Origin of the sequence: Mangrovibacter sp. MFB070 (assembly GCF_000705335.1) — a bacterium.
In the GTDB taxonomy this organism is placed as follows: Bacteria; Pseudomonadota; Gammaproteobacteria; order Enterobacterales; family Enterobacteriaceae; genus Mangrovibacter; species Mangrovibacter plantisponsor.
Genome location: NZ_JJMI01000001.1, coordinates 36366 through 61526, shown reverse-complemented (window position 1 = coordinate 61526; position 25161 = coordinate 36366). Strand labels below are relative to the sequence as shown.

The 25161-nt window shown below is 50.4% G+C and carries 34 protein-coding genes and 1 pseudogene; 14 read left to right on the top strand and 21 right to left on the bottom strand.

The window, feature by feature from the left end; translation table 11 throughout:
- Window positions 1-211 precede the first annotated feature (211 nt).
- Entirely contained in the window at window positions 212-718 is a 507-nt protein-coding gene (locus DT73_RS00380; RefSeq protein WP_036102349.1) for a hypothetical protein, read from the top strand.
- An 18-nt stretch (window positions 719-736) separates the two neighbouring features.
- On the opposite strand, the gene DT73_RS00375 is transcribed toward DT73_RS00380, so the two are convergent.
- From DT73_RS00375 to DT73_RS00285, 20 genes are all read right to left on the bottom strand, one after another.
- Window positions 737-1381: a hypothetical protein gene (locus DT73_RS00375; protein WP_036102346.1), complete on the bottom strand. Its 645-nt coding sequence runs from the start codon at window positions 1379-1381 to the stop codon at window positions 737-739.
- A gap of 91 nt (window positions 1382-1472) precedes the next feature.
- Window positions 1473-1763 (bottom strand): hypothetical protein, encoded by a 291-nt coding sequence (locus tag DT73_RS00370; RefSeq protein WP_036102343.1) that lies wholly within the window; start codon window positions 1761-1763, stop codon window positions 1473-1475.
- Between the two features lie 272 nt (window positions 1764-2035).
- Window positions 2036-2227, bottom strand: a complete 192-nt coding sequence (locus DT73_RS00365) for a hypothetical protein (RefSeq protein ID WP_036102340.1) — start codon at window positions 2225-2227, stop codon at window positions 2036-2038.
- A gap of 169 nt (window positions 2228-2396) precedes the next feature.
- Window positions 2397-2801 carry a hypothetical protein gene (locus DT73_RS00360; RefSeq protein ID WP_036102335.1) on the bottom strand — a complete coding sequence of 135 codons (405 nt, stop codon included), beginning with the start codon at window positions 2799-2801 and terminating at the stop codon, window positions 2397-2399.
- On the bottom strand, window positions 2801-3316 hold the full coding sequence (locus DT73_RS00355) for a KilA-N domain-containing protein (RefSeq protein ID WP_036102333.1): 516 nt from the start codon (window positions 3314-3316) through the stop codon (window positions 2801-2803). The genes DT73_RS00360 and DT73_RS00355 overlap by 1 nt, the downstream gene beginning before the upstream one ends.
- A 235-nt stretch (window positions 3317-3551) precedes the next feature.
- Window positions 3552-3827, bottom strand: coding sequence for a DUF1378 family protein (locus DT73_RS00350; RefSeq protein WP_036102331.1), 276 nt, complete (start codon window positions 3825-3827; stop codon window positions 3552-3554).
- Entirely contained in the window at window positions 3824-4354 is a 531-nt protein-coding gene (locus DT73_RS00345) for a hypothetical protein (RefSeq protein WP_036102329.1), read from the bottom strand. The genes DT73_RS00350 and DT73_RS00345 overlap by 4 nt, the downstream gene beginning before the upstream one ends.
- Before the next feature lie 7 nt (window positions 4355-4361).
- Window positions 4362-4973: a glycoside hydrolase family 19 protein gene (locus tag DT73_RS00340; protein ID WP_036102327.1), complete on the bottom strand. Its 612-nt coding sequence runs from the start codon at window positions 4971-4973 to the stop codon at window positions 4362-4364.
- Between the two features lie 150 nt (window positions 4974-5123).
- Window positions 5124-5405, bottom strand: coding sequence for a phage holin family protein (locus DT73_RS00335; protein ID WP_036102325.1), 282 nt, complete (start codon window positions 5403-5405; stop codon window positions 5124-5126).
- On the bottom strand, window positions 5392-5787 hold the full coding sequence (locus tag DT73_RS00330; protein ID WP_036102322.1) for a phage holin family protein: 396 nt from the start codon (window positions 5785-5787) through the stop codon (window positions 5392-5394). The genes DT73_RS00335 and DT73_RS00330 overlap by 14 nt, the downstream gene beginning before the upstream one ends.
- A gap of 405 nt (window positions 5788-6192) precedes the next feature.
- Window positions 6193-6951 carry an antitermination protein gene (locus tag DT73_RS00325; RefSeq protein ID WP_036102318.1) on the bottom strand — a complete coding sequence of 253 codons (759 nt, stop codon included), beginning with the start codon at window positions 6949-6951 and terminating at the stop codon, window positions 6193-6195.
- A gap of 13 nt (window positions 6952-6964) precedes the next feature.
- Window positions 6965-7957 carry a DUF968 domain-containing protein gene (locus tag DT73_RS00320; protein WP_036102315.1) on the bottom strand — a complete coding sequence of 331 codons (993 nt, stop codon included), beginning with the start codon at window positions 7955-7957 and terminating at the stop codon, window positions 6965-6967.
- Entirely contained in the window at window positions 7954-8655 is a 702-nt protein-coding gene (locus DT73_RS00315; protein WP_235234344.1) for a phage antirepressor KilAC domain-containing protein, read from the bottom strand. The genes DT73_RS00320 and DT73_RS00315 overlap by 4 nt, the downstream gene beginning before the upstream one ends.
- Before the next feature lie 14 nt (window positions 8656-8669).
- The gene (locus tag DT73_RS00310) at window positions 8670-9056 is read right to left on the bottom strand and encodes a RusA family crossover junction endodeoxyribonuclease (RefSeq protein ID WP_036102312.1); all 387 of its coding nucleotides are present in this window, start codon (window positions 9054-9056) and stop codon (window positions 8670-8672) included.
- On the bottom strand, window positions 9053-10741 hold the full coding sequence (locus DT73_RS00305; RefSeq protein ID WP_036102308.1) for a DNA cytosine methyltransferase: 1689 nt from the start codon (window positions 10739-10741) through the stop codon (window positions 9053-9055). Before DT73_RS00305 ends, DT73_RS00310 begins: the two co-directional genes overlap by 4 nt.
- Window positions 10741-12096: a phage N-6-adenine-methyltransferase gene (locus tag DT73_RS00300; RefSeq protein WP_036102304.1), complete on the bottom strand. Its 1356-nt coding sequence runs from the start codon at window positions 12094-12096 to the stop codon at window positions 10741-10743. Before DT73_RS00300 ends, DT73_RS00305 begins: the two co-directional genes overlap by 1 nt.
- Window positions 12093-13112, bottom strand: a complete 1020-nt coding sequence (locus tag DT73_RS26605) for a hypothetical protein (RefSeq protein WP_036102301.1) — start codon at window positions 13110-13112, stop codon at window positions 12093-12095. Before DT73_RS26605 ends, DT73_RS00300 begins: the two co-directional genes overlap by 4 nt.
- Window positions 13109-13276 carry a DUF4222 domain-containing protein gene (locus tag DT73_RS25255; RefSeq protein WP_072006879.1) on the bottom strand — a complete coding sequence of 56 codons (168 nt, stop codon included), beginning with the start codon at window positions 13274-13276 and terminating at the stop codon, window positions 13109-13111. The genes DT73_RS26605 and DT73_RS25255 overlap by 4 nt, the downstream gene beginning before the upstream one ends.
- Window positions 13277-13439: 163 nt before the next feature.
- Window positions 13440-14009, bottom strand: a complete 570-nt coding sequence (locus DT73_RS00290) for a YmfL family putative regulatory protein (RefSeq protein WP_036102298.1) — start codon at window positions 14007-14009, stop codon at window positions 13440-13442.
- Window positions 14010-14036: 27 nt separating this feature from the next.
- Window positions 14037-14234: a Cro/CI family transcriptional regulator gene (locus DT73_RS00285; RefSeq protein WP_036102294.1), complete on the bottom strand. Its 198-nt coding sequence runs from the start codon at window positions 14232-14234 to the stop codon at window positions 14037-14039.
- A 75-nt stretch (window positions 14235-14309) separates the two neighbouring features.
- On the opposite strand from DT73_RS00285, the gene DT73_RS00280 reads away from it, so the two are divergent.
- The 9 genes and pseudogenes from DT73_RS00280 (at window position 14310) to DT73_RS00235 (ending at window position 19778) form a co-directional block, all read left to right on the top strand.
- Complete coding sequence (locus tag DT73_RS00280) at window positions 14310-14981, top strand: LexA family transcriptional regulator (RefSeq protein ID WP_235234340.1); 672 nt, start codon at window positions 14310-14312, stop codon at window positions 14979-14981.
- A gap of 583 nt (window positions 14982-15564) precedes the next feature.
- The gene (locus DT73_RS00270) at window positions 15565-16095 is read left to right on the top strand and encodes a hypothetical protein (RefSeq protein ID WP_036102290.1); all 531 of its coding nucleotides are present in this window, start codon (window positions 15565-15567) and stop codon (window positions 16093-16095) included.
- A complete protein-coding gene (locus tag DT73_RS00265; protein ID WP_036102288.1) occupies window positions 16092-16559 on the top strand; it encodes a hypothetical protein in 468 nt (155 codons plus the stop codon). The genes DT73_RS00270 and DT73_RS00265 overlap by 4 nt, the downstream gene beginning before the upstream one ends.
- A complete protein-coding gene (locus DT73_RS00260) occupies window positions 16556-17050 on the top strand; it encodes a hypothetical protein (protein ID WP_036102285.1) in 495 nt (164 codons plus the stop codon). The genes DT73_RS00265 and DT73_RS00260 overlap by 4 nt, the downstream gene beginning before the upstream one ends.
- Window positions 17034-17255: a TraR/DksA family transcriptional regulator gene (locus tag DT73_RS00255; RefSeq protein WP_036102282.1), complete on the top strand. Its 222-nt coding sequence runs from the start codon at window positions 17034-17036 to the stop codon at window positions 17253-17255. The genes DT73_RS00260 and DT73_RS00255 overlap by 17 nt, the downstream gene beginning before the upstream one ends.
- Complete coding sequence (locus DT73_RS00250) at window positions 17252-17596, top strand: hypothetical protein (RefSeq protein WP_036102278.1); 345 nt, start codon at window positions 17252-17254, stop codon at window positions 17594-17596. Before DT73_RS00255 ends, DT73_RS00250 begins: the two co-directional genes overlap by 4 nt.
- Window positions 17589-18071, top strand: a pseudogene (locus tag DT73_RS00245) (DUF550 domain-containing protein); the annotation flags it as partial. The gene DT73_RS00250 and the pseudogene DT73_RS00245, both read left to right, overlap by 8 nt.
- Before the next feature lie 114 nt (window positions 18072-18185).
- Entirely contained in the window at window positions 18186-18431 is a 246-nt protein-coding gene (locus DT73_RS00240; RefSeq protein ID WP_036102276.1) for an excisionase family protein, read from the top strand.
- A 45-nt stretch (window positions 18432-18476) separates the two neighbouring features.
- On the top strand, window positions 18477-19778 hold the full coding sequence (locus DT73_RS00235) for a site-specific integrase (protein WP_036102273.1): 1302 nt from the start codon (window positions 18477-18479) through the stop codon (window positions 19776-19778).
- Window positions 19779-19798: 20 nt separating this feature from the next.
- On the opposite strand, the gene fliE is transcribed toward DT73_RS00235, so the two are convergent.
- Window positions 19799-20119, bottom strand: coding sequence for a flagellar hook-basal body complex protein FliE (gene fliE, locus DT73_RS00230; protein WP_036102270.1), 321 nt, complete (start codon window positions 20117-20119; stop codon window positions 19799-19801).
- Between the two features lie 229 nt (window positions 20120-20348).
- Here fliE and fliF point away from each other — a divergent pair, with 229 nt between their 5' ends.
- From fliF to fliI, 4 genes are read left to right on the top strand one after another with little or no spacing between them, the layout of a single operon-like run.
- Window positions 20349-22058 (top strand): flagellar basal-body MS-ring/collar protein FliF, encoded by a 1710-nt coding sequence (fliF, locus tag DT73_RS00225; protein WP_036102267.1) that lies wholly within the window; start codon window positions 20349-20351, stop codon window positions 22056-22058.
- Window positions 22055-23050, top strand: coding sequence for a flagellar motor switch protein FliG (fliG, locus tag DT73_RS00220; RefSeq protein ID WP_036102265.1), 996 nt, complete (start codon window positions 22055-22057; stop codon window positions 23048-23050). Before fliF ends, fliG begins: the two co-directional genes overlap by 4 nt.
- A complete protein-coding gene (gene fliH, locus DT73_RS00215; protein WP_036102264.1) occupies window positions 23043-23771 on the top strand; it encodes a flagellar assembly protein FliH in 729 nt (242 codons plus the stop codon). The genes fliG and fliH overlap by 8 nt, the downstream gene beginning before the upstream one ends.
- Complete coding sequence (gene fliI / locus DT73_RS00210; protein WP_036102252.1) at window positions 23771-25141, top strand: flagellar protein export ATPase FliI; 1371 nt, start codon at window positions 23771-23773, stop codon at window positions 25139-25141. The genes fliH and fliI overlap by 1 nt, the downstream gene beginning before the upstream one ends.
- The last annotated feature ends 20 nt before the right edge of the window (window positions 25142-25161 follow it).

Below are 25161 nucleotides of genomic sequence, written 5' to 3'. Positions count from 1 at the left end.
TTCAAAAAGTTATTTACAAACAAATACAAACCAGAAAATGAAACAAAATGTAACTGTTACCTGTTACCCAAATTTGAAAACCTGTAGCTAGGAAAACAACGCGGCGCGCAATGCCCGTGCAATAAAAAGGTCCCCGGAAGGACCCATTTTCTTATGGCTGCTATTCAGCTCAGCAGCTATGATTATCCTCAGTCAATGCAAGGAGAAAATAATGACCAGAAACAATTTTTTCAGAATTTGTATCATTGCAGCATCACTTATTACCTCCACAGCACATGCCCGATGGGTAACCAATACTGATGACGACTTATTCTCCGGTGGGAAACAAGCAATGATGATCGGAGAGGTCTCCAACCAAAATGGAGCGATCATTTTTGATTGTACGAAACAAAATATGTCAGTCTCATATGTAGAAATGGACAAAACTTCTGAAGTAACCTCAGATATCCCCATGGATTTGATATTAAAAGTTGACGCTAACAGTCCAGTCAAACTCGACGCAACTCTCACCAGGCGAAATGTTCAAGCTATTCAGATATCATCGAATGATGACGAACAAATAAAGACTCTGCTAAAACAAATTAAGGATGCAAAATCAAAAATACTCATTGGTTTTCAAACCAAGGATGGCGGAAACCAAATTTCATTATCTGGCAATGCATCTGGTTCAACTGTAGCTGTTAACAGTTTTGTGAATGCCTGTGAAATAACTCTGTGATCTTTACATCGTAGTTTTTTATTTAGCTGTTCTGATAGCCTCAGCAATCTCTCGGCTTAGAGCAGAAGGCATCAGAGCAGCGGCCATTGTGCTTGCTCGCTGCATATATCCCAGCGTCGGGGATACGGCCAGCGCATTACCAAACTGTATCAGTAGCTTTGGTGCTGGTTTTTTCATACGGTCACGACGTGTGCCGTTTGGTGACCGCTTTGCACGCTTCGCTCCTTTCTTGCTTTTCCTGGGCTTTCTGCGCTGCCAAACTCCATTCACATCACCAACCGAGCCAATGAACACATCCGGTTTTGCTTTAAGTTGAGCCATTTTTGTGCGTGGCAGGTTGCCGTACTTATTGAGTTTGATGTTTTTGGGATTGAGCAACGCCTGACCGTTCAGCTTGTGCTGACCACCGAACTCGAACGGTTCCAGGTAAGCAGCAGCGGTGTCACGGACAAACACTTTTGCCTGTAGGTTATTCTTGCGTGCACCTTGTGAACCAACAGACTTAACGGTAAACGGTGTCGGGTTATCCAGATGGCGCTGGAGCGCTGTGCGTTCTGCGGCCTCTATCTGTCTTGCTACCTTAGTCATCGCCTGTGCCATCGCAAACGGTATTTGCTTTTGTAGTTGGCGTAATTGCGCAGAAAGATTGTTCAGGTCTGCCATATATCCACCTTTGACTACATGCGAGGCTCAATAAAAAAACCACCCAGAGGTGGCATTTGTAGTGGCATAAAACCTACCGAAGACGGCATAATTATTCATCTGAATCTGCGTAACTATCTCTCACAGTTCCAAGCTTTGTTGAGCCATGGGCAACACTCCCATCCCCCAAAAGTACGTCACAATCGAACCCAGGGTAACTTTTTTTAAAGTTTGCATCCTTCCATTCTTTGACTGTCATATCGTTTTTAGTAGCATTTTTCTTTGTGTACTGAGGTATATCCTTCTTATCCCCACGAACGTTAGTACCGTCAGGATATTTGAAGTTTACATCGAAACCCTGAACATCCCAGATTTTCTTTTCTACATTTTTAACCTGTGCCATATTTTATCCTTAATGTAAATGTGCTTTTAAGAAGCGCCATTTACATATCGGATGATCCATAAAAGACTTTAGCCAAATTTCAGTAAAGATGTACTTCTTGATCTACCTGTCAAGCACATCTCAGTAGAGCTCTGCAACACAGGACATTCCCCAAAGAAAATAGTTTTTCCCAGGCTCACAACTGAAAGACTCTCGATTGTTTAGCGCATGCGAAGCGCAATAAAAAAGCCACCAGCGAGTGCCAGTGGCTTCTTGTGGGTTTAAAAGATGAATTAATTCGTGAAGCGGATGCTTTTTGGGTCGACAGTTAATACTTTACCATCATCCAGCTCAACAATTGCTTTGACAGGTGTATGCATTTGACCTGAATCATCATAAACCTCAATAGGTGCATATTGCACAAAATTGCCCTCTGGTTTTTCGTACATGCTTTCAATAATGCATCTGCGCGGTTCATTAGCCATTGGAAACCCTTAGCTTACTTGAGTGGAGATAACAGACTATCCACAAAAATAGCAAGGTCAAGGCATTGTTGCGGGCACTCAGTGAATTACTGCTGTAATGCTGTGATTAGCCAATAAGCAGATCTGGTTGAGCTGGGATGAAAGCCGTTGTGAAAGAGGCTCTCAGCGTTCAGATTCCAATGACGGGAAAGTCATCATCAGTCGGCATAGTCATTCTTCCGGCTTCATCTCTCCCGCCAATATCCTCAAGCATGTCACCAAACTCATGCACCAGAGCATTCATGTATTTAATCCCGCGCTTGTTGAGCAATGGAGGCCTGCCACCCATAAATACCGACCTTGAGTCTGGTTCGTTTGCTTTCTGAAGCATCGATACATAGAACCTTCTGCGCCAATTTTCAGATTTTCTATCGGCGAGGTAACCGTCCAGTAATGGCATGAGGAAGTGTCGATCCACTTCTATATCACCAGACGAATACCGATAAACTGGACGTCGATTGATCGACATCAAATGCAATACATAAGCTTCAGCTACACGCCATGCAAAGAATTCGTGAGGCTTTATATTTTCCATCACTCAAGCCCCGGAACATTAATCTGAAGTCTGGCGTATGCTTCCTGTCGGTTGTTTACCAACTGCCGTTTTCTTCCACCTATACCCCAATAGTTCATGGTCCTTGCGCAATCACTAACAACTGCGGATTCTTCTTTGAGAATGTGGTCTGCCATGTTGGCTTCCGCCATGTAACTGGCAAGCGTGATCATCTCACCAGAGAAGAATTTATCCAGCACCGTGTATACGCCGACCTTGAATGCAGGATCGATGTAACCTGCATACTCATAAGCGAGAAAGCGCGTGACATAGGTTCCACCATTACGGCCTTTAATGATTCTAAATGGTGTAGATTCTCCACCTTTTATTAACTCGTTGATAAATGAGCGTGTTACGGGACTGCGAAGAAAGTCAGTAGGACGAAGGTTATCTACATTCCTACCAGCTGCCTTTGCGGCTTTCCATATGTCGGTGATTGAAATGAACTTCTCATCATCAATGCGTACCGGCGTATCGAACACTGCAAGTTCTTTCATAGCGTTTACCTTATAAAAATAAGCCTCGTTGCCCAGAAAAACCGCCCACAAAGAAGCCGCCGCTTATAACGGTGATTCTCCGAGGCTTATTTCTGTAAGGCCTTGTGTGATGTTCACGCCGGGCATGGCGCGTTGGTTTACTGCTGGCACAAAAAAGGCCACCGATTGGCAGCCTGTATGCAGCTCTTCGTGCCTTGCTGGTTTTTACATACCCGGAATCACGGGTATGTAAAATTTACGATGCACTGCCAGCCGGTGGTGATACATCACCAGTCACTGTGGTAGATGTCTGGCCGGATTCGGCAGCTTCTTCCTGTAGTTTCTTAAGCAACTCTTGCGCTCTGGCCTCTGCCTTTTCTTCAAGCGCCTGGGCTTCTGCTGCGGCTTTTTGTGCTTTGTTTGCTGCGTGGGCTTTAATCCTGTTACGGATCGCCTTCCAGCCGCCAGCAATAAGCAGCAGCACTACGCCAATGAATGAGAAGTACAACAATACAATTTGAATCGGTGTCATTTGGTGGTTTCCTGTCGTTTCTGTTCAGCCAGCCGGATAGCTGACAACTGGTTATTTGCCTGTTCCAGGGCCGTAAGTAATGGATTAATCCACAACACCGCCTGGCAATAAGTCAGTTCGCTGGTGGTAGTGGTACCAGAACCGGTTGAGTCAGTGACGTTGGAAGTGGCTGACACTGCGCCGGAACGTAAACGGTTCGCGTATTTGAGCAGCCCGCCAGCAATATCAGCAGGGACAGGCATATCGCATGTTTTTTCACGTTTAAGGATTGTCCTGTATTCGATAACAGTGTTGTCAGACGCTGTCGTTGCGGCGTTATTTTTTGAGGACGTATCACTGGCTAAAGCGTTAAACGCTGCTAACTGGATAGCCTGCGTTTGAATTACTGTGGCCTGTAACGAAACCTGAGTTTCAGCGGTCTCCGCCCGGTTGCTGTTACTTTGGTACTGGTAACCAACAAAACAGCTGGTGCCGACAATAAGAAGAAACAGGCTAACAATAATGGCTGCTTTTATTTCTGCGCTCATACAGGCCTCATGAAAGGGCTTTGAGTGCAACTCCGTAGCGAGCCCGGCGATCATCAATCCCGTTATTACCGCCATTAATGATTTGCGTCACCCGGGCTAAATCACCGGGATATTTCAGGCATCCACTGGTTGCATAGAACCATGCAGCTGACCGCGCCGCTTCACTGGCCTTTTCCAGTAACTCAGGCGAGGTAACCAGATCCAGCTTTAATGCAGCACCACATTTACGGTAATTATCCAGACCAGTAATTTGGATAAGCCCGCGACCACGATACTTCCAGCCATCACCCGTTGACTTGTTACCCAGGCGATTTGCATAGACCAGATTGGCAATGGCTTCCTGTTGCGCCTTGCGGCCATTCACCCTGCCAAGCATATTGGCCTGGTAGGATGAGACGCGGCGACCAAATACGGCCAGTAAAGCCATCGGGGTATAATTGAAGCTTTCAACCAGTGCATTGAAACCACCTGATTCATGCCCGGTCTGAGCGATGAACATGGCTTTGTCCTGTACTGAGCTGATACCAAACTCAGACATGGCAGCCTCAATATGAGAAAACCAGACAGCAGCAAGTTCGGCGCTAACTCCAGCCGCCCCTATAAATTGAGAAATATTCATAACCTGTACCTACTAATATTGGCAGGGGAGTTTTTATGTATAGAACGATAAATTTGACTTAAGATTATTCTTAGTAATTGCAGTTTTCATAATAATAACTGTGCAATTGCCAACTTACAGGATGCAGTGATGTCGCTGTATCCTGCTTTTTTATCTGTGGAGTAATTTGATCAACTGAGCCACGTTCCCGCGAACGCGCAGGATAATGACGCAGATGAGGATATTTGCCAGTACCACCAGCCAGTGCGACTGATGATACAGACCGAAGACAAACCGGAACGGCACGGAGGCATACACCAGGACAATGATGTAAGCCAGCCAGGAGATAAGCGGGCGGTGTCGGGCATCACCACGCTGATAGAACATCAGCACCAGCACAATCACACCGCAAATTACCGCATTAACCAGCGCAGCAGGTTCACTTATTGTCATTTGGACCACCTCCACGGAATCGGGGAAGCATACCTAGCAACCTGTCCAGATCCTGATTATTCACAAAGGTCAGAACCTTAATGATGAGAGCTGATACCGCTGCAGCACCAATGGCATCAAGTGGCCTGTCGGTATACCCGGTCAGGTCTGCCAGTTTTGCGCCCACCAGCCCGGCACCTAACACGCCGAGAATGAACGATGTCAGGAAATACCCCATCAGCCGCCAGCGTGTAATGTTGGCTGCCGTAGCTACGTAGAACACTGCCCCCGCGAACGCACCGAATACAACGCCATAGTCGGTATGAGTGACAAAACCGTAAAAGGTAGCGCCCAGCATACCGCTGCCAAGAATGGCACCAGCACCGGATACAGGATCGGACATTTAGCCCCCTCTTTATTGCTGTGATTCCTCTCAGGATTGAGGGGATAAGGGACAAGCCAGCAGACACAAGATGAAAGGGTTATCTGTGAGTGAATGTCTGTGACCTGAATGCAGAGCTCACTGAGGTGAGCTAATTATGATGTCTATTTGACTCATTCTGTGAGGCGAATGATTAATTACAGTGGTGTGCGCCGGTCTCACACTTCACGGCCCAGGTATTACCAGAACCGATCATGGCAGGATTTTTAATCCTATCTGTTCTTTCACTGCAAATAAAAAACCCCGCCGTGGCGAGGTTATAAGTTTTTGTGAACGGTAGACACACAATGCCCATCGTTAAGAAAATCCTAACCATTATTTTTGAATATTGCAAGCATCATGCAGACAAAATTCACAATAATGTTGCTATCGTGTGACTTTCCTCAATTGCTTCTCTGCGTATGTTTCTTCCTGCCAGCACTTCGTAACCAGCATATTGATCACTGATGCATAGCCGCTGTACCACTGATAGCTCGTTAGATCCGGAACCAGTTTTTCAATCACTGCTTTAGCCAGTGTCGTTGGTACCCGGCTGTAGCGATTGCCGTTACAACGACCACAGACTTTCATGGTTGGAACACCAAGCAGTTTGGTTCTCTTCTCATCCAGAACGGTGCCCTTTCCTTTACACCCGCGGCAGGCTGTACTGACTTCACCTTTACCATCACAGTGGGAACAAAGCATTTCCACTTCCTCATGGCGAACTGTGGGTTCTACACCTTTTACGCCAGGGTGTTTCACCACATCTCGCATCGTCCGGATCACTCCTTTCCCGTGGCAATGTGGGCATTCGCTTTTACTGGCTGCGGAACGTGAATAATCGGCATAGGCAAACTTAACCAGACAATCCACAATCTCCAGCCGGGTGGATTCTGTCAGCTTGTTCAGTACCGGATTATCAAGTGCCATCGCGTAATTCGTTAAACCGTCAATGGCTGGCTGTGGATCCTGAATCCCCATCTTTGCCAGGAAGAGGTTAAACCCAAGTGGCGCTTTTGACTGAACCATGCCCTGAGCCGCCATCACATCAGTAATGGTGAGGGATGCACTCCCGGTAGCCGGGGTTTCATCATTCAGTTTTGGTGATTTCGGTGAGTAAAATTTCGGTAATGCTTCCAGATTCATACGTATTCTCCACTTAAGCCAGAACGCCAGTTGCCAGCGCACGGTCAATAAAACGAAACCACAGAGCCAGCTGGCTCCCGTACTTTTCCTCAAATGCCACGGTATCGGCGTGTAACTCGTCGTGGTGCGCCCTGCACAGCGGTATCACGAATAAGTCATGCGCCTTTGTTGCCATCCCACCCTGCCCGTGGCCAATAATGTGGTGGGGGTCGTCTGCGGGTTTACGGCAGCATTCGCAGGGCTGCGATTTTGCCCACTTCGTGAATTTTTGGTTTACCCAGCGTCTGCGCTTTGGTCGCAGCATGAAGGATTCCGGTGTTTCCGGGTCAACCGCCAGGGTTAGTACAGGTTTTACGTGTTCCTCTATCACGCTGGTGGCCGGTACCGAAGGCATCAGGTCACATTCGCGGTAAACGGATTTGATGGGCTCCACCTGCCAGCCCAGCGCCTGTTCTGCCATTGGCTCAGGGAATGCCTCAAATACACGCTGGCGAACAGCCCACCAGCACAGCTCAGGCAGTGTGAGTGTGTGGCTTTCATCAAAGTGAAGTGCTGCCCTGGCCTTATCCACTACCCACTCAACCACGTTCTTCCTGGCGATATCGGTAAGTGCCTTAAATGACTGATCGCGAAACTGGGTGTCACAGTGCCAGCAAAGGCGTAACGCGCCTTCGGCTTCTCTGCGGGTGGTTATCTCATGGTGGTGATAGTCACCCTCGCCCCACTGGCAGGTGTTCCCGTTCATGAACAGCCAGGCTTCAAGAGCGCTGATGCCACCTGCCGCCTGAATAACCCGTTCATCGAGAAAGAAACGAAGCAGATACGGATCTTCCGTGAGTGGCTGCCTTACGGGTGGTACCAGTCCGGTGGGCAGATCTGCCATATCGGCGGGCTCATGCTCCACCAGCACACGCCCACGGGAAAAGAGTGGCATCAGTTCCGGTCCGGGGCGTAACAGCACAATGCCCATTTTCCGGGCGACATCCGGTGTTAACAGTGCCCTCATGCTGCGGATCCCTTCATCACATGCTCAATCCACAGCCCACTAACCCACTTGATGCCTTTTGCCGTGAAGCGCGCCTGGCTGAATGCGTGGTTGGATGTCTGCGAGGTACCGGTTTTTACCTCAAAGCGTCCAAGGGCAATATGCTGATGGTGTGGTGTCAGTGTGCCACCCAGCCGGTACATGATGTTGTTGTCCAGGAGGAACAAACGAAACTCAGGCTCTTTGGCATTCAGCAGCTTTGCCACCTGGCGAAATGACATCGAACCACTGGCAGTACAGTAGCGATCCACAAACTCCACTTTGGGCGCCGCGGCTTCTAACTTCTCTGCCAGTTGCTGTTTTTCTTCCGCCAGGTCAGCGGCCAGACGCAGGGCTTCGGGGAGTGATTGTGGTACCGGCGATTTCTTTGCTTCTTCCAGCTCCAGCCAGCGATCAATAACCCGTTTACGCAGCACGACGTTGTACCCAGACACCAGTGTCAGGCATAAATCACGCGGCAGGTGATAACACGGATATGAGCGGCCACGGTCATCCCGGTAATCTCCCGAAAACTGGGGAGATTGAATTTCGAGCTGTAGCAACATGTTGCGGATGTCAGCCATAACATGGTCATGTCGTTTCTCACACAGGCCAGCAATTTCCAGACTGGACATGGCAGGGAAACCCGGATCACTAATAACGTTCATTAAACTGCTCATACGTTCTCCACTGTTCAGGCGGCTGCACCCGCCGGTTTGTACAGACTTATCGTGATTTCGACCTTTCCCCTCTTCACTACCGGCCCCCACTCAATCAGCATCTTTTTAACCTGGCTGTCGTCTTCCCATACCCCGGCATGCGTCAGGGCATCGAACAGGGCCTTGTTGTAGTTATCCAGGTCACGGCGCTGGTTGTTCGGCGGGAACAAAACGATTTCAACCTCTGCCAGCTCGCTGGATGGCTTTGGCAAACGGCGTAACTGTTCGATGATGGCGGCACAGGCAGCACTCTGATATTTACGGCCCTCGGCACTGACCAGGATACGGCCAGCCATTGGCCCTTTGTTCGGCGAGCGCCAGTAGGCGTTAACACTGGGTGGGAATGGCAGGATAAGCTTCATGCTGCCTCCTGTTTTGACTGACACATTTCAGGCAAATTTGCTCTTACCAGAGCCTCTGCGAATGGTGGTGGTACCGCATTACCGCACCGGGCAACCTGCTTGTCTTTCGCATATTTCACGCCACGATAATCCATGTCGATGATGTACCAGGATGGGAACCCCTGAGCTGCGTAAAGCTCATGGGGCTGTAGCATGCGCATGCCAATATCAACAATTTGATAGGCCACTCCATCGATGTGAACCAGCCCAGTGCTTTCTGGTCCGCAATATTTTTCCAGGAAAGTGCGCACTTCACCTATATGCAGACCACCAGCAGTAACTGTCGGCATGGGTTGATCAACTGGCTGCCCGTCCCGGCATGTCCCGCGAAGTTTTACCAGGTGTGAGGCAACAACAGCATGGTGGTCTACTGTCGTCACTGAATGTGCTGGCTCGTCCATCCCTACACCTGCCCCCTGATAATTACCGCCATAGTGTTTAGCGAGAAATGCAGAAACAAGCTGGGATTTACCACCAAAGCCAGCAGTTATCGTAGCGCTCGGTTCATCTGCCCGGTGCCCTGTACTGGCTCCAAACTGGCGAGCAATCACCGGCGCAACAATACAGGCGCGGGACTCTTTGAGGATTGTGTGTGCGGATTTATCTAAAGGCCTGGGTTTTGCCTGATACTCACTGCCCCCATTGCCAGCCAGGAACGGAGTAACTACCGGTGTCGCAACAGCATAACCATGGGTTTTGGTGATGGTCTGTAACGGCTCTTCCAGTGACTGGCCCCTGAAGCAGTCATAGTTACCTTTGCTGGTAGTGTGATTGCACTTCACGATGAAGGGCGATGCACTGTCGATAACAAACCGCTGTATGCCACGGGCAATACGTTTCAGGGTGTTTTCAGCAAGTGGCTTTTTGCGATCGAAAATTGACGGGCACGGGATTGACCAGTCAATGCATTCAGCGGCTGTGCGCCAGGGTTTCAGTTTCCCGCTACGCACATCACTGGATTTAGGGTCGCCGTGCGTTGCATCAGGCCACGCTACTGATTTTCCATCACAGCGCATGACCATGAAGAAACGCTTTCTGATAGTCGGTGCACCATAGTCACAGGCGCGCATTTCGCGATAATCGACGTTATAGCCAAGCCCGGCAACGAGTTTACTGGCCTCTTTGCTACCCGGGTTAATGCCAAGAAACTCACAGGCCTCGAGTAAAGCAGGATGATCAGCCGGTATGCCACCGGAAAGCATGCCGCAGAATGCTTCGAATGTTTCACCAATACGGGCAGGATCCGGGCGCATTTCCCCGGTCAACAATGGGCCCCATGTTTTAAACTCTTCCACGTTCTCCAGCATCATCACCCGGGGGCGAACAGCCAGAGCCCAGCGAAGAACAATCCATGCCAGGCCCCGAATCGCTTTCTCTACTGGTTTGGCACCTTTGGCTTTTGAGAAGTGCCGGCAGTCAGGTGAGAACCACGCCAGGCCAACAGGTTTCCCGGCAGTTGCAGCACACGGATCAATATCAAATACGCTCTCGCAATAATGCAGGGTGTCCGGGTGATTGGTGGTGTGCATCGCAACCGCATTCGGGTCATGATTAATCGCAATATCCACACTATGGCCAGTTGCCAGCTCAATACCCGTACTGGCTCCGCCGCCACCAGCAAAATTATCAACAATGATTTCGCGCATCAGGCTTCCACTCCCATAGCCAGGACAAGGCTGTTTGCTGACTGAATGATTTCAACGGATGGCATGCGTTCCAGCCACATGCGGTTTATGTGTGACTTAAGTTTGTTTTGTAGGGGCTCGGGAAGCAGATCCGCCTGCCCGACCTGACCAAAGATAACGTTAACCTCTCCCGGCCAGACTGAGCAGGGTTTTATGGCTTCCCTGACAGCGGCACGCAGATGACGAAAGTTCTGCCAGGCTTCATGGTCAATATCATCAGCGATGGCAATGAATTGCCCGACCGATAACCCGTACTCTTCTGCGCACTCTTTGCTGACGGTGATAAGACGCTCTGTAACAGACTGGCGAAGGTCGTCATTATCGAAACCCTGACTGGCAACAAACTCACGTAGTTTGATGTCTGCCTGATCCTGTTGAATAAATGCCAGGGCTTTGCTGATAGTTTCCTGTGGAATCGTCACCATAACGGGATTCTCAACGGAGTCTGCCGCCCAGGTATGGGCATACCGGGATTCAGTGAAGGTGTAGGCCTCTTTGTCGCCGAACGCCGCCACGGCACATGCCAGGGTAGTGATGCCACTCTGGCTGAGAATATCTTCCCGGGTCAGTGGCATTTCTGGTTTTTCCGCATCTTTAACTCTGGCGGGAGCCGGTTTCTCTTGCTCTGCCGGTTCCTCAACAACAGGTAAGTGTTCAGGCTCTTTTGCCATACGGGCCAGCATGCGTTCAGCCTCAAAGCGAACCTGACTCATAAAGGCATTGCCACTCGCTTCCAGATCCGCACGGTTGATATAGCTGACTGCCGGGCCTTTCCACGCCTTGTCGAACACAGCCACAGCCCCGGCAAAAAATGCACCAGTCGGTTTTTGCTTCTCATCTTTCGGGATAAACCAGGACGGCAGATCGAAACCAAGACGCCCACGAATAAAGGCAATATGGTCAGCGTCTTCTGGCCACCAGACCTCACTGGTTGCAGCCTTGATCAGGAATACATAACGACCGCCCTTCTCACGCATGGCCATGGCATGTTGCATGATGTAGCGCATCCCGGTGATGTAATCCCCTTCATGCTGAGAGGCACGGCTGTACGGAGGATTGGCAAAGGCAGCACCGCCACCCAGTGTGCTCAGTTTCTCTGACCAGTCCTGCTGCATGGCATTATCTTCTGCGGTGTACCATGCAGGGCATTTCGCATTACTTTCATCAGCAAACAGGTCCAGCACCAGTGGGCCAAACATGGCGTTAATGCCCCAGAAGATGCCATCGGGTGTACACCACTGGTCACCCACTTCTTTAAGTTCGTGGCAGGGCTTAGAACGCAGGGCTTCAAGAGCCTCACAGTATGCATTTGTCATGAGCGGAATCCCTCCGGAACCTGGCTGTAATCAGTACCGGCATAACTGCCTTTGAATGTGTCCACCCGACCAGTCTGTCTGCTACTGACTGGCAATGAACCCAGTTTCAGCATCAGTTCATCCCACTTCTCACGCAGTTTTGACGGGCTAAGGATGTTCCTGCACCAGAAAGGGTCTTTGTTTGCCTTGAGGAAAAGCTCACATATTTGCTTGTGAGTACGGAGATCCTGAACACGCATCAGGCGAACTTCATTTGCCCAGGCTGTCCAGTTTGGCTCTTTCGGGCGGGTTAATTCTCCGTCAGTCTCAGCAGCATGCTCGTACATTCTCACAATGCGCTTCCAGATGTACTCTGCACAGGTCAGGTCATCCTGAGTTCCCCACTGGCGTTTTGCTGCGCTGTACACAACAGCCTCAGGGTGACGGGTAATAAAATCGTTGGTGGAAGTATTGCCGTCCGGTTGCGAAGCGGCCGGACAAGAAGGGTTTATGATCTGTTTGTGGTGATCTGAGTAATGATCTGTATAGAGAATAGGTTCCGCGACTTCGCGGTTAGGGTTCCGCGATTCTGCGGTTTCGGTTCCGTGATTCTGCGGAATGGGTTCCGCGACTTCACGTTTCCCGTTCCGCGATTCTGCGGAATCCAGTGTCGGCGGGAACAGGGCGTCAATTAACGCATCACCATCAATGCGGTAATGTGTCTTTTTCGTACCGTTAACCTGCTTCTGCGCTTTCTCAACAATACCCGGTAACCACCGGGTGCATATCTTGTTTACCAGGCGCTGTACCTGGTCGTCACTGACACCCCGGATCTCTGCTGCCAGTTCGCTGTGCTCTTTGTAGAACCAGCCGTCCTTGAGGTCAGACTTACCCGACCAGAAGACAAGCTGATTCAGCACCGCACCAAGCGCATGTGCCTGCTGGTCACCAGAAAAAAAGTCGAGGTAAGGCACCGGGATAGTAATACTGTTCCGTTGCCCAGACAGCGACTGTACGATTTCAAATATCTGGCTCACGGATCCACCCTTTTAAACTTTTCCCTGAAACGCTCAACAGGCTGCATGCACTCATGCGGGTAGCCCTGGCGCATAAAAATGACCTGCTGTTTTTCCCGGTCGTAGCCAATGACGTGGACAAGAAAACCTCGTGGGTCTTTGTACTGGCGGTCAAGTTCCTGCATAACGCTCTGGCCCTCCGGTAAAACACCCCCACGACACCCAGCGCCCGACTGTGGTTACATGCCACCCAGCGCCCTGATACCATTCGCTCATACCGCCATTGCGTCGTTCCTGAAATATGAAACGCCCGTAGTTGCGGTAAGCGGCTGTTAGCCGTTAAACTGTTCATGCGTTAGTTTCTCCACGAATACGACACGCCACGGCGCCCGGAGCTGCACACTCGCGGGCGTCACCTTTTTCTGGCTCACAGAAAACGCGATAAAGCAGTGTCAAATGCTCCTGCCACTTAGTCATCACCTGGTAACTGTTCTCTTCGATTTGCTCTCGCTCAGTAGAATCAATCACCCCATCAGCTGTAGCCTTACGCAGATACTGAGAGTGCCTACCCATCCATTCGATTGACTCCATCAGACGCTGGTTTATGTCGCCGTTGTCAATGTCATCAATTTCCACTAGCGGAACGAATACCCCACCACTACGGCGAGCAATTGCATCAGTGACATGCTTAGTGCCGCTTGCATCCTGTAGCACCATTGCCCATTCCAGAGGGAAGATTTGATCGCCTTCATCGCGAAGCCGGTTATAGAGTGCATCAGTTGACAATTTCCCAGCCCTGTACAGACCGAGCCACTCAGCAGCTTCTGCATACCCTCCCGGCATTTCAGTAATCGTTCGTTTGATTGCGGCCACCAGCCAGGCTGGCTGTTTTTCTACTTTCCAGTGCTGCTTATCCACGGTTAACCCCTTCTGTCTGTGGTTGTTTTAAGCTGCCGTTTCATTAGTCTTTTTGTATGCAGCCGGATCGTATTTGATGACCCCATTGGTCTTCTTCTCTGCAAGTAGTGCGTATTTCCATGGAACAGTTTCTTTCCACAGACTTACTGTTGATTTCGAAACACCCAGGGCTTTAGCAGCTGCTGTCGCTGTGCCGAAGTGCTCGATTAGCTGTTGTTTAAACATTTCACCTCCAAGGTATGTCAACACGAGAAAGTTTAATGTTTCAAACTAAAAATAGTCAAGAAATTAAACCAAAGAATGTTTAAATTTTTAAACATGAAAAATGAAACTATGAGCGACCGCATAAACCAACGCATCAAAGCGCTGAAACTGCGGAGCACCAATTTGATTTCAGCTACCGGAGCCTCAAAGGGGACGGTTAGCCAGTGGGTTAATGGTGGTACCGAGCCATCAGCCAGATACCTCAGCAAATTAGCTGAAGTTCTGGGCGTCTCTGAAAGATGGTTAACAAATGGTGGGCTTGTAGAAGAGACATCAGGTAATGCCTACCCGGGGCCGGAAATACGGAGACGTGTTCCGTTGCTTTCCTCTGTTCAGGCTGGTCATTGGAAAGAGATGGTTGAAGGGAACCTTGATGAAGTGACAGAGTGGATTGAAACAACAGCTAAGGTATCGCCATTTGCTTTTTCTTTAAGAGTTACTGGTGACTCTATGTCTAGCCCGCCAGGAGCTGGGATATCTCTTCCAGATGGTTCGCTTGTGATTGTTGATCCTGACATAGAGCCAGCAAGTGGAAAAATAGTTGTAGCTCGTCTAAATGGCTCCAATGAATCAACCATTAAGAAATTGGTTGTTGATGGACCGAATATGTATCTTATGCCATTGAACCCAGCATACAGGCCAATACCCATAGACGATAAATGTGAAATTGTCGGAGTATGTACAAGGGTAGAAATGAATTTACCTTAAATAAAAGCATTGCAAATCAACCAGCTTCGGCTGGTTTTTTTATGTCCAAACCAAATAAGTTTAATTTTACGAACTTTGTTATTGACAGATTTGTTTGATTAATTAAACTCTAATCATCAACAGCAGCCAGCTGTTGATAGCTAAGAATGACAAGTTGCACCATCCCTGTTCTGGCGGCCCGGCTTCCCTTGATGGTCGGTAACCGCCAGCTTTTTCAGGGCGCAGGAGTCTGGTGTTTATCCATGACCCCAGACCACTGCGAAGGAACGCAAATGCTGTGTAGAACCTTTGGCGGTACCAGATCTTCAACCCAACACCAGGAGGATGAAGATAGTGTTCTGACTGGTACCGCAATTTTTTACACAACACACAAGGGCATCACCGGGTGACGGGCTCATTCCCCAATCCACCCGGGTGGTTGCAGCCACAGGTGCCCTTTTGTGTTGTGTGGAGAAACTAACCGGCTATAACCATGGCCGGTTTGAAAGCAATAAAGACTGAGAAATTAATCGCCACCCGGCGAGGGATTCGCTCAACCAAAATTCAGCGCGGTGCAGCGCGTAAATAATACGGAGAACTGACCATGAGCTTTATTCAGACACTATCTGGTAACCATATTGATTACCGAAATATCAGCCATGATGCTATTTGCATTGAGGATATTGCTACTGCCCTTTCCCATGCCTGCCGGTTCGCAGGGCACCTGCCCGAGTTTTATTCCGTCGCCCAGCATTCAGTTCTGGTAAGCCAGCTGGTACCCGGTGAATTTGCCTTTGAAGCTCTGATGCATGATGCCGCCGAGGCCTACTGCTGTGATATTCCGGCACCACTGAAAGCACTGTTACCTGATTACCGGGAAATAGAGCACTACGTGGACAGCGTGATCCGGGAAAAATACGGATTACCGGCAGAACATAGTCAGGTCGTCAAATATGCAGACCTCATCATGCTGGCTACAGAGCGCCGGGACCTCAACATTGATGATGGTACCCGCTGGCCATATCTGGACGGCATTTCGCCCACTGAACATTTCACTATTACCCCACTCTGCCCTGGTCAAGCATCAACGCTGTTTATTAACCGGTTTAACGAACTGGAAGGACGTGCCGCATGAACATGTCACTGCACGATATGCCGATTGAAGAACTGATCCGGACAGCCCGCAGTTATGCCACCAGCATGACACCAATCACTACGTATACCGAAATCATGCACGAACTGATTAACCGTATAGATGCACTGCGTGTGCGTGGGAAGGTTTTGGTTAACGAAAACGCAGCAATCAAATGCATGAATGACTGTCTGGCGGAAGAGTTGCGTGGACACCAGCCGGCTGGCGCTGAAATGCACCTCATTTGGCAGAAATGCGAAACCCCGCTTACCGATGAGGCCATTACAGCCATCAGGGCTGAGGGTGTGGAGATGTTTGCAGAGTATTGCCAGAAGCGTCGCGGTGAGATGATGAAAACCAGGCCAAACGAAGCAGCAAGCAACGAGGCGATTACGGCCACTCGCCGGGCTGGTGAATTCGCATTGTATTTCGCCACCCAACTCCGCCAGAGAGGTGATTCGTTATGAGTACGGGAATTGAACTCATGCAGCATGCTCTTGGCATCAATGAGCGTAATCGAGAACCCTACCGCAATTATTTTCTCGCTGGAGACGGTCATGCAGACAACTCACAGTGGCAGGAGCTTGTTACTGAAGGCCTGGCTACATCTCGACCTTCGCCAGATTTCTGTGGTGGTGGCGTTCTTTACCACGTCACGGATAAAGGGAAAGCGTTAGCAATTTCCGCACTACCTGAGCCGAAGAAAAAGACACGATACGAAGAATATCTCGATGCAGATAGCTGTCTTTCATTCAGCGAATGGTTGCTGGGTTACCGAATTCCAGAAGTCGAATATAACCGCCAGGGGGAATGCCGGATGTATCGCTGCTCATACGATGCTGCTTATGGATACCCGCGCCGTGACGTTGAAGGTGAGTGGTGCAAAACCAAAAAAGCGGCCAAAGTCAGCTACAAAGCAGCACTACGTCAGGGGGTGAAAGATGGCAGAGCTCATTGATGAAGCCAACGAACGAGCTGAATTCAATATCAGCATAGCGATAGCCAACGCCCGAATTAACCACGATGCGGTTTCCGCAACTCACTGCAAAGCCTGCGGCGAACCTATTCCAGAAAAGCGCCGTGTAGCCGTTCCAGGCTGCACCATGTGTGCTTATTGCAAGAGCGATGCTGAACTGAAACGCAAACAGGTAGGTGGTTTATGAGTAAAACACTCTATGCCCGTTGCATACGGCGCTGGGAAGTTAAATTTAAAGGTCGCTGCGACTCGAAGTATAGCCCGTACTGGCGCAAGCGTGACATCCGTGGGTATATCCGCGAAACGGCAATTATAACGGCAGATTGCATGGTTGAACGCATGGCAGAGGATAATGCCCGTGTGGACTTTTGTGGGCATACCCATGGCTGGTCACCTGATTTTTCAGCCTGGTTTGATGAGCGCCGGGCACAGTATTTAAAAGAAGCCCGCGACTATCTCAATCAGGAAACCACCACCGAAGAGATAGACGAAGAAATTGAGAACGAGCTGGAGGCATGGAATGAGTGATATCGCCACATTCACAAAAGAGCATTTAATCGCCGTGTGCCGTGCCGACGTGGCTGAAATGTCGAAGTTTTTGAAAGAGGGTGAATTTAGCAACCCGTCACGCGCGGCCCTGTATTTACGTATTACTGAAATCGCACTGGCATCGCTAATGGCTGAGTCGGTATTGGATCGAGATCAGGTTCGACTTGAGCATGCTCAGTGGTCGCAGGCCACCTTTGGCAATGTCGGTCCGGTTGGGCCACTAAAACACCTTTCCAAAGAAGCTATGGAGGCAGCAGCAAAACCCAACGACCTTAGCGAATGGGCTGATATGCAATTCCTGCTCTGGGATGCTCAACGCCGGGCTGGTATCACCGACGAGCAGATTACCCAAGCGATGATTGAAAAACTGGAAGTGAACAAAGCAAGACAGTGGCCTGAGCCTAAAGATGGCGAGCCTCGTTTGCATATCAAAGAACAGTCTCAACCACCAGTACCGGAGGCCTGATATGCGCCAGTATTCATTTGGAGCTAAAGCATTCGTAGTGTGCCTGCTGGGTGCTTTGTTGTGGCTGGTGATTATTCTTTGTGGCCTGATTGCGGGGTGAATATGGAGTCGGTCATTCAATTGATGCCCAATAAATGGGTTTCAGAGCAAAAGCTGATAGACATCACAGGGCTTCGCCCGGGGACAATCATGCGGGCCCGCCGCGAGTCCTGGCTCGCCGGGCGTGAGTACATGCATATTTCGCCGGACGGTAACCCAAAAGCAAATAGCGAGTGCCTGTACAACTGCGACGCAATCAACAACTGGATTGAACGCCAGGCAGCAAAACAACCGGGTGTGAGATTGTGATGAAAACTGTAATCTATACCCGCTCTTGGGCGCAGGAGGATAACAATGGCTAAAAAGGCCTTTCCAACCGGCGTTGAAAACCATGGCGGATCCCTTCGCATATGGTTCATGTATCAGGGCGCCAGGACAAGGGAAAGTCTTGGTGTACCTGATACACCAAAAAACAGAAAAATCGCGGGAGAGTTACGGGCATCAGTCTGTTTTTCAATAAAAACAGGCAGCTTTAATTATGCTGCTCAGTTTCCAGGTTCTCCCAACCTCAAAAAGTTTGGTATTGAAAGTAAGGACATCCTGGTTTCTGAGTTGGCCAAGAAGTGGCTCGAGCTCAAGAAGATGGAAATCAGCAATAATGCCTTCGGGCGGTATTGTTCCATCGTTAAAAATATGCTGCCACGGATTGGCGGTGACAGACTGGCATCATCAGTGACCCAGGAAGATTTGCTGTTTATCCGCCGTGATTTACTAACCGGTAACCAGGTGTTGAAACTCGGGCACAAGAAACCGGTTAAGGGGCGCACGGTCCCGACAGTAAACAATTACATGGGGATTATGTCAGGCATGTTCCAGTTTGCGGCCGACAGCGGCTACATCCCGGATAACCCATTTTCCGGGATATCTCCGATGAAGAAATCGCGCACTGAACCGGATCCATTAACACGGGAAGAGTTCACCAGGCTGATAGATGCCTGTCGCCACCAGCAGATAAAAAACATGTGGTCACTGGCAGTATATACCGGTATCCGGCATGGTGAACTGGTGGCGCTGGCCTGGGAAGATATAGACCTTAAGGCAGGAACGATGGTGATCCGGAGGAATCACACCCTTACCAAAGAATTTACGCTGCCAAAAACTGAGGCCGGAACAAATCGGGTTATTAATCTGATAAAACCGGCGATAGATGTGCTGAAAAGTCAGGCTGAAATGACACGGCTTGGAAAGCAGTATCAGGTAGAGGTTGTGCTGAGGGAGTATGGAAGGTCAGAAGTGCATCCATGCACTTTCGTTTTCAACCCACAAATAGTTACCAGTAATGGCCTGGCGGGGCATCATTACGCAGTGGGTTCAGTAAACCAGATATGGGAAACAGCAATGAAACGAGCCGGTATTCGTTACCGCAAAGCATACCAGTCCAGGCACACCTATGCATGCTGGTCATTAACTGCGGGAGCGAACCCTAATTTTATTGCAAAGCAAATGGGCCATTCGGATGCACAAATGGTGTACCGGGTTTATGGCTCATGGATGGAGGATAACAACCAGGAGCAGATCGTTATCCTGAACCAAAAGCTATCTGAATTTGCCCCATCCATGCCCCACGCTGTAGGATTAGGAGTAAATAATAAATGAAATTCAGATAGTTAAATAATCTACACCTGCATGGACATAATATCCTGGTAGGCTGCCACCAGCTTATTACGCACCTGAACGCCCATTTGCAAAGAGATATTGGCTTTTTGCGCATCCACCATCACGTCATTCAGTGCCACGCCAGGCGTACCCAATTCAAATTTTTGATACTGAGCGCGTGCGGCATTCTGTGTGTCACTGATACGGTCCAGTGCAGACTTTAATTCACCAGCAAAACTGACACCGCCATTTTGCGCCGTGGTGTCCACGTCTTTGTTTCCTGCGGCGATGGCAGTGGCCTGAAGCTGCTGCAGTACGCTTTCGATGCCCTGAATTGCCATGACTGACTCCTGATTACCTTTATGAGTGTTGGCAAGACTAGCATGAGCGCCTGAAGATAAAAGCGCTAAATAACGTCAAAAAGTTCAGCTTATTGAGGCATCGAATTCCCCACAAACGCAAATAATAACATAGCCATTATTGTGGAACTTTTGTCGTGTTGCCGACCCGGGAGTCTGCTTTGTTTTATTACTCGAATAACTTTGACACCGCTGAGAAGAGAGGCGAGCAATGAATGCCACAACCTCCACTCAATCGCCGCAAGCCAAACCGCTGGAATGGCTTAACCGCCTGCGTGCCAATCCAAGGATCCCCTTGATTGTCGCGGCGAGTACCGCTATCGCGATTGTTGTTGCCCTGGTCTTATGGGCTAAAACCCCGAACTACAGCGTCTTGTTCAGCAACGTCTCCAGTCAGGACGGCGGTGCCATCGTTACCCAGTTAACCCAGATGAACGTCCCATACCGTTTCGCAGATAACGGTAGCGCAATTCTGGTACCAGACGACAAAGTCTACGACTTGCGGTTACGTCTGGCTCAACAAGGCTTACCCAAAGGCGGTGCCGTCGGGTTTGAATTGCTGGACAACGAAAAATTCGGCATCAGCCAGTTCAGCGAACAAATTAACTACCAACGCGCTCTGGAAGGCGAACTGGCGCGTACTATCGAAACACTTGGCCCGGTGAAAAGCGCCCGTATCCACCTTGCCATGCCAAAACCTTCTTTATTTGTTCGCGAACAAAAATCCCCTTCTGCATCTGTCACATTAAACCTCGAACCCGGCCGTGCGCTGGATGATGGCCAAATTGACGCCATCGTCCATATGGTTTCCAGCGCCGTTGCGGGGATGCCGCCGGGTAATGTCACCATCGTTGACCAGGCCGGGCACTTGTTGACCCGTTCAGATACCTCTGGCCGTGGTTTGAATGATGCACAGTTGAAATATGCCAGCGAAGTTGAAAGCCGTATCCAACAACGTATTGAAGCAATACTTGGCCCCATTGTTGGTACGGGTAATGTGCATGCTCAGGTTTCTGCGCAAATCGATTTCAATGCCAAAGAGCAAACGCAGGAACAATATGGCCCGAACACAGATCCGGCACAGCAGGCCATTCGTTCTCGTCAGTTGAATAACAATGAACAGTTGGGCGGTTCTTCTGTTGGCGGTGTACCAGGAGCATTGTCTAACCAACCAGCTCCGGCCAACAGTGCGCCGATAACCACCCAAAACAACGCGCAAAATGCTCAGCAAAACGCGCAGCAGAATGGCCAGCAAGGGGCTAATCAGCAAAATGGCCAGACGGCATCAACCAATAAGGTAGTGCCAAGTAATACTACTCATGATGAAACCACTAACTACGAAGTGGATCGCACCATTCTGCACACCAAAATGAATATTGGTGATATTGAGCGGTTATCTGTCGCTGTTGTGGTGAATTACAAAACGGCTGCTGATGGCAAAACACTGCCACTCACTGCCGAGCAACTGAAGCAAATTGAAGACCTGACCCGCGAAGCAATGGGCTTCTCCGACAAACGCGGCGATACCGTTAACGTCGTGAACTCGCCATTTACCGCACCAGACAACAGTGCGGACAACATTCCGTTCTGGAAAACACCGGCATTTATCAACCAATGCCTGGAAGCGGGTCGTTGGCTGCTGATTGCCCTGGTTGCGTGGATTCTGTGGCGCAAAATGGTGCGCCCACATCTCGTGCGTCGCCAGGAAGCAGTTAAAGCGGCAGAAGAGCGCGCCCGTCAGTTGCAAGAAGAGGATAAAGCCGTTGAGGTTACCCTCAGTAAAGATGAGCAACAATCGCAACGTCGCAATAACCAGCGCCTGAGTGCGGAAGTAATGAGTCAACGTATTCGCGAAATGTCCGATAACGATCCACGTGTAGTGGCCCTGGTTATCCGTCAGTGGATGGGGAATGAACTATGAGTGATATGACCGGTACTGAAAAAAGCGCCATCCTGCTGATGACCATTGGTGAAGACCGTGCGGCTGAGGTGTTCAAGCACCTCTCCGCGCGGGAGGTACAACACTTAAGTGCCGCGATGGCAAATATGCATCAGGTATCAAACTCACAGTTAACTGAAGTGTTAAAAGAGTTTGAAGCCAATGCCGAACAATTCGCTGCATTGAGTATTAACACCAACGACTACCTGCGTTCAGTGCTGGTTAAAGCGCTGGGCGAAGAGCGGGCAAGCAGCCTGCTGGAAGATATTCTGGAAACCCGCGATACCGCATCTGGCATCGAAACGCTGAACTTTATGGAACCACAGAGTGCAGCCGACCTGATTCGCGACGAACATCCGCAGATTATCGCCACCATCCTGGTACACCTCAAACGTGGCCAGGCAGCCGACATTCTTGCTCTGTTCGACGAGCGTATGCGCCACGATGTCATGTTGCGTATCGCCACCTTCGGTGGTGTACAGCCTGCCGCACTGGCAGAACTGACCGAGGTACTGAACAGCCTGCTCGATGGCCAGAACCTCAAACGCAGCAAAATGGGCGGCGTGAGAACGGCGGCAGAAATTATCAACCTGATGAAAACCCAGCACGAAGAGGCGGTCATTGGGGCAGTTCGCGAATTCGATGGCGAACTGGCGCAGAAAATTATCGACGAAATGTTCCTGTTCGAAAACCTGGTGGAAGTGGACGACCGCAGTATCCAGCGTCTGCTGCAGGAAGTGGAATCCGAATCGCTGCTTATTGCACTGAAAGGCTCCGAGCAGCCACTGCGGGAGAAATTCCTGCGCAACATGTCGCAGCGTGCTGCCGACATCCTGCGCGACGACCTGGCAAACCGTGGCCCGGTGCGCCTGTCTCAGGTGGAAAACGAACAGAAAGCTATCCTGCTTATTGTTCGCCGCCTGGCCGAATCTGGCGAGATGGTAATAGGCAGCGGAGACGATGCCTATGTCTAAGCCGCAACCGAGTTGGCAATTATGGATGCCGGATGACCTGAACCCTCCGGCTGCCGTATTTGAAAGCCTGCTGGCGGAAAAGAAACGCAAGCCGAAGCCGGTTGCTGAAACTGAGCCTGCCAGTGAACCTGTTCAACCTCAGGAGCCCACTCCTGAAGAGATAATGGCAATGATGCGCGATGCCGCGCGCGAGCAGGGTTTTAATGCCGGTTATGCTGAAGGCAAGCAACAGGGTTTTGAGCAAGGTCGCCAGGAAGGGCTTGTCCAGGGGCAACAAGCAGGCCTGGCGCAGGCACAGCAACAACAGGCACCGATCCATGCTCAAATGCAGCAACTGGTCAGTGAATTTCAGAACACGCTGGATGCTCTCGACAGCGTCATTCCATCCCGGCTGATGCAACTGGCGCTGGAAGCGGCACGCCAGGTTATCGGGCAAATGCCGGTGGTGGATAACAGCGCGCTGATTAAGCAAATCCAGACCTTGTTGCAGCAAGAACCCATGTTCAGTGGCAAACCCATTTTGCGGGTGCACCCGGACGACCTGCAACGTATTGAAGAGATGGCAGGTGCTACACTTAATCTGCATGGCTGGCGTTTGCGCGCTGACCCAAGTCTTCACCCGGGTGGCTGTAAAGTCTCTGCGGACGAAGGCGATTTAGATGCCAGCGTCGCGACTCGCTGGCAAGAATTGTGCCGCCTTGCGGCACCCGGAGTATTGTAATGACGGCCCGACTGACACGCTGGCTTAACACCCTGGATAACGTGGAAGCACGGATTGCGCAATTACCCAAAGTACGCCGCTACGGCAGGCTAACCCGTGCGACGGGGCTGGTGCTGGAAGCAACCGGGCTGCAACTCCCGCTGGGGGCCACGTGTATCATTGAGCGTCAGGATAACCTGGGCACCACCGAAGTAGAGAGCGAGGTGGTCGGTTTTAACGGCCACAAGCTATTTTTAATGCCACTTGAAGAAGTGGAAGGTATTTTGCCTGGCGCACGCGTCTATGCCCGCACACTGACAGGTGACGGATTACACAGCGGTAAACAACTCCCCCTTGGCCCTGCCCTGCTTGGCCGTGTGCTGGATGGCAGTGGGCGGCCACTTGATGGCCTGCCCTCGCCGGAAACCGGTTTTACCGGCGCACTGATAACCCAACCGTTTAACCCACTACAACGTACTGCTATCGACCATGTGCTCGATGTTGGCGTTCGGGCAATCAATGCATTACTGACTGTAGGCCGTGGGCAGCGCATGGGCTTATTTGCCGGTTCCGGGGTGGGGAAAAGCGTTCTGCTCGGTATGATGGCGCGTTACACCCAGGCCGATGTCATTGTGGTAGGGCTGATTGGCGAACGTGGCCGCGAAGTTAAAGACTTTATTGAAAACATTCTTGGAGCCGAAGGCCGGGCCAGATCCGTGGTCATTGCCGCCCCCGCAGATGTTTCCCCGTTGTTGCGTATGCAGGGTGCCGCCTATGCCACTCGTATTGCAGAAGATTTTCGTGACCGTGGTCAGCATGTATTGCTCATCATGGACTCACTGACCCGTTATGCCATGGCGCAGCGTGAAATTGCCCTCGCCATTGGTGAACCGCCTGCAACCAAGGGTTACCCGCCCTCTGTGTTTGCCAAATTACCGGCGCTGGTTGAACGCGCGGGCAACGGTATTGATGGCGGGGGCTCTATTACCGCTTTCTATACCGTACTGACTGAAGGCGATGACCAGCAGGACCCAATTGCGGACTCAGCCCGCGCCATTCTTGACGGGCATATTGTGTTATCCCGCAGGCTGGCTGAATCCGGGCACTATCCGGCGATTGATATTGAAGCCTCAATCAGCCGTGCCATGACCTCACTGATTTCTGAGACGCACTACGCGCAAGTGCGCCATTTCAAGCAGTTGCTTTCCAGCTTCCAGCGTAACCGTGATCTGGTGAGCGTCGGGGCGTATGCAAAAGGCAGTGACCCGTTGCTGGATAAAGCAATAACCCTCTGGCCGCATCTGGAGGCGTTTTTACAGCAAGGTATTTACGAACGCGCAGGGTGGGAAGAGTCATGTCAGTCTCTTGACCTGATTTTCCCGACAGTTTGAGTGAATAAGGGGGAGTGAAA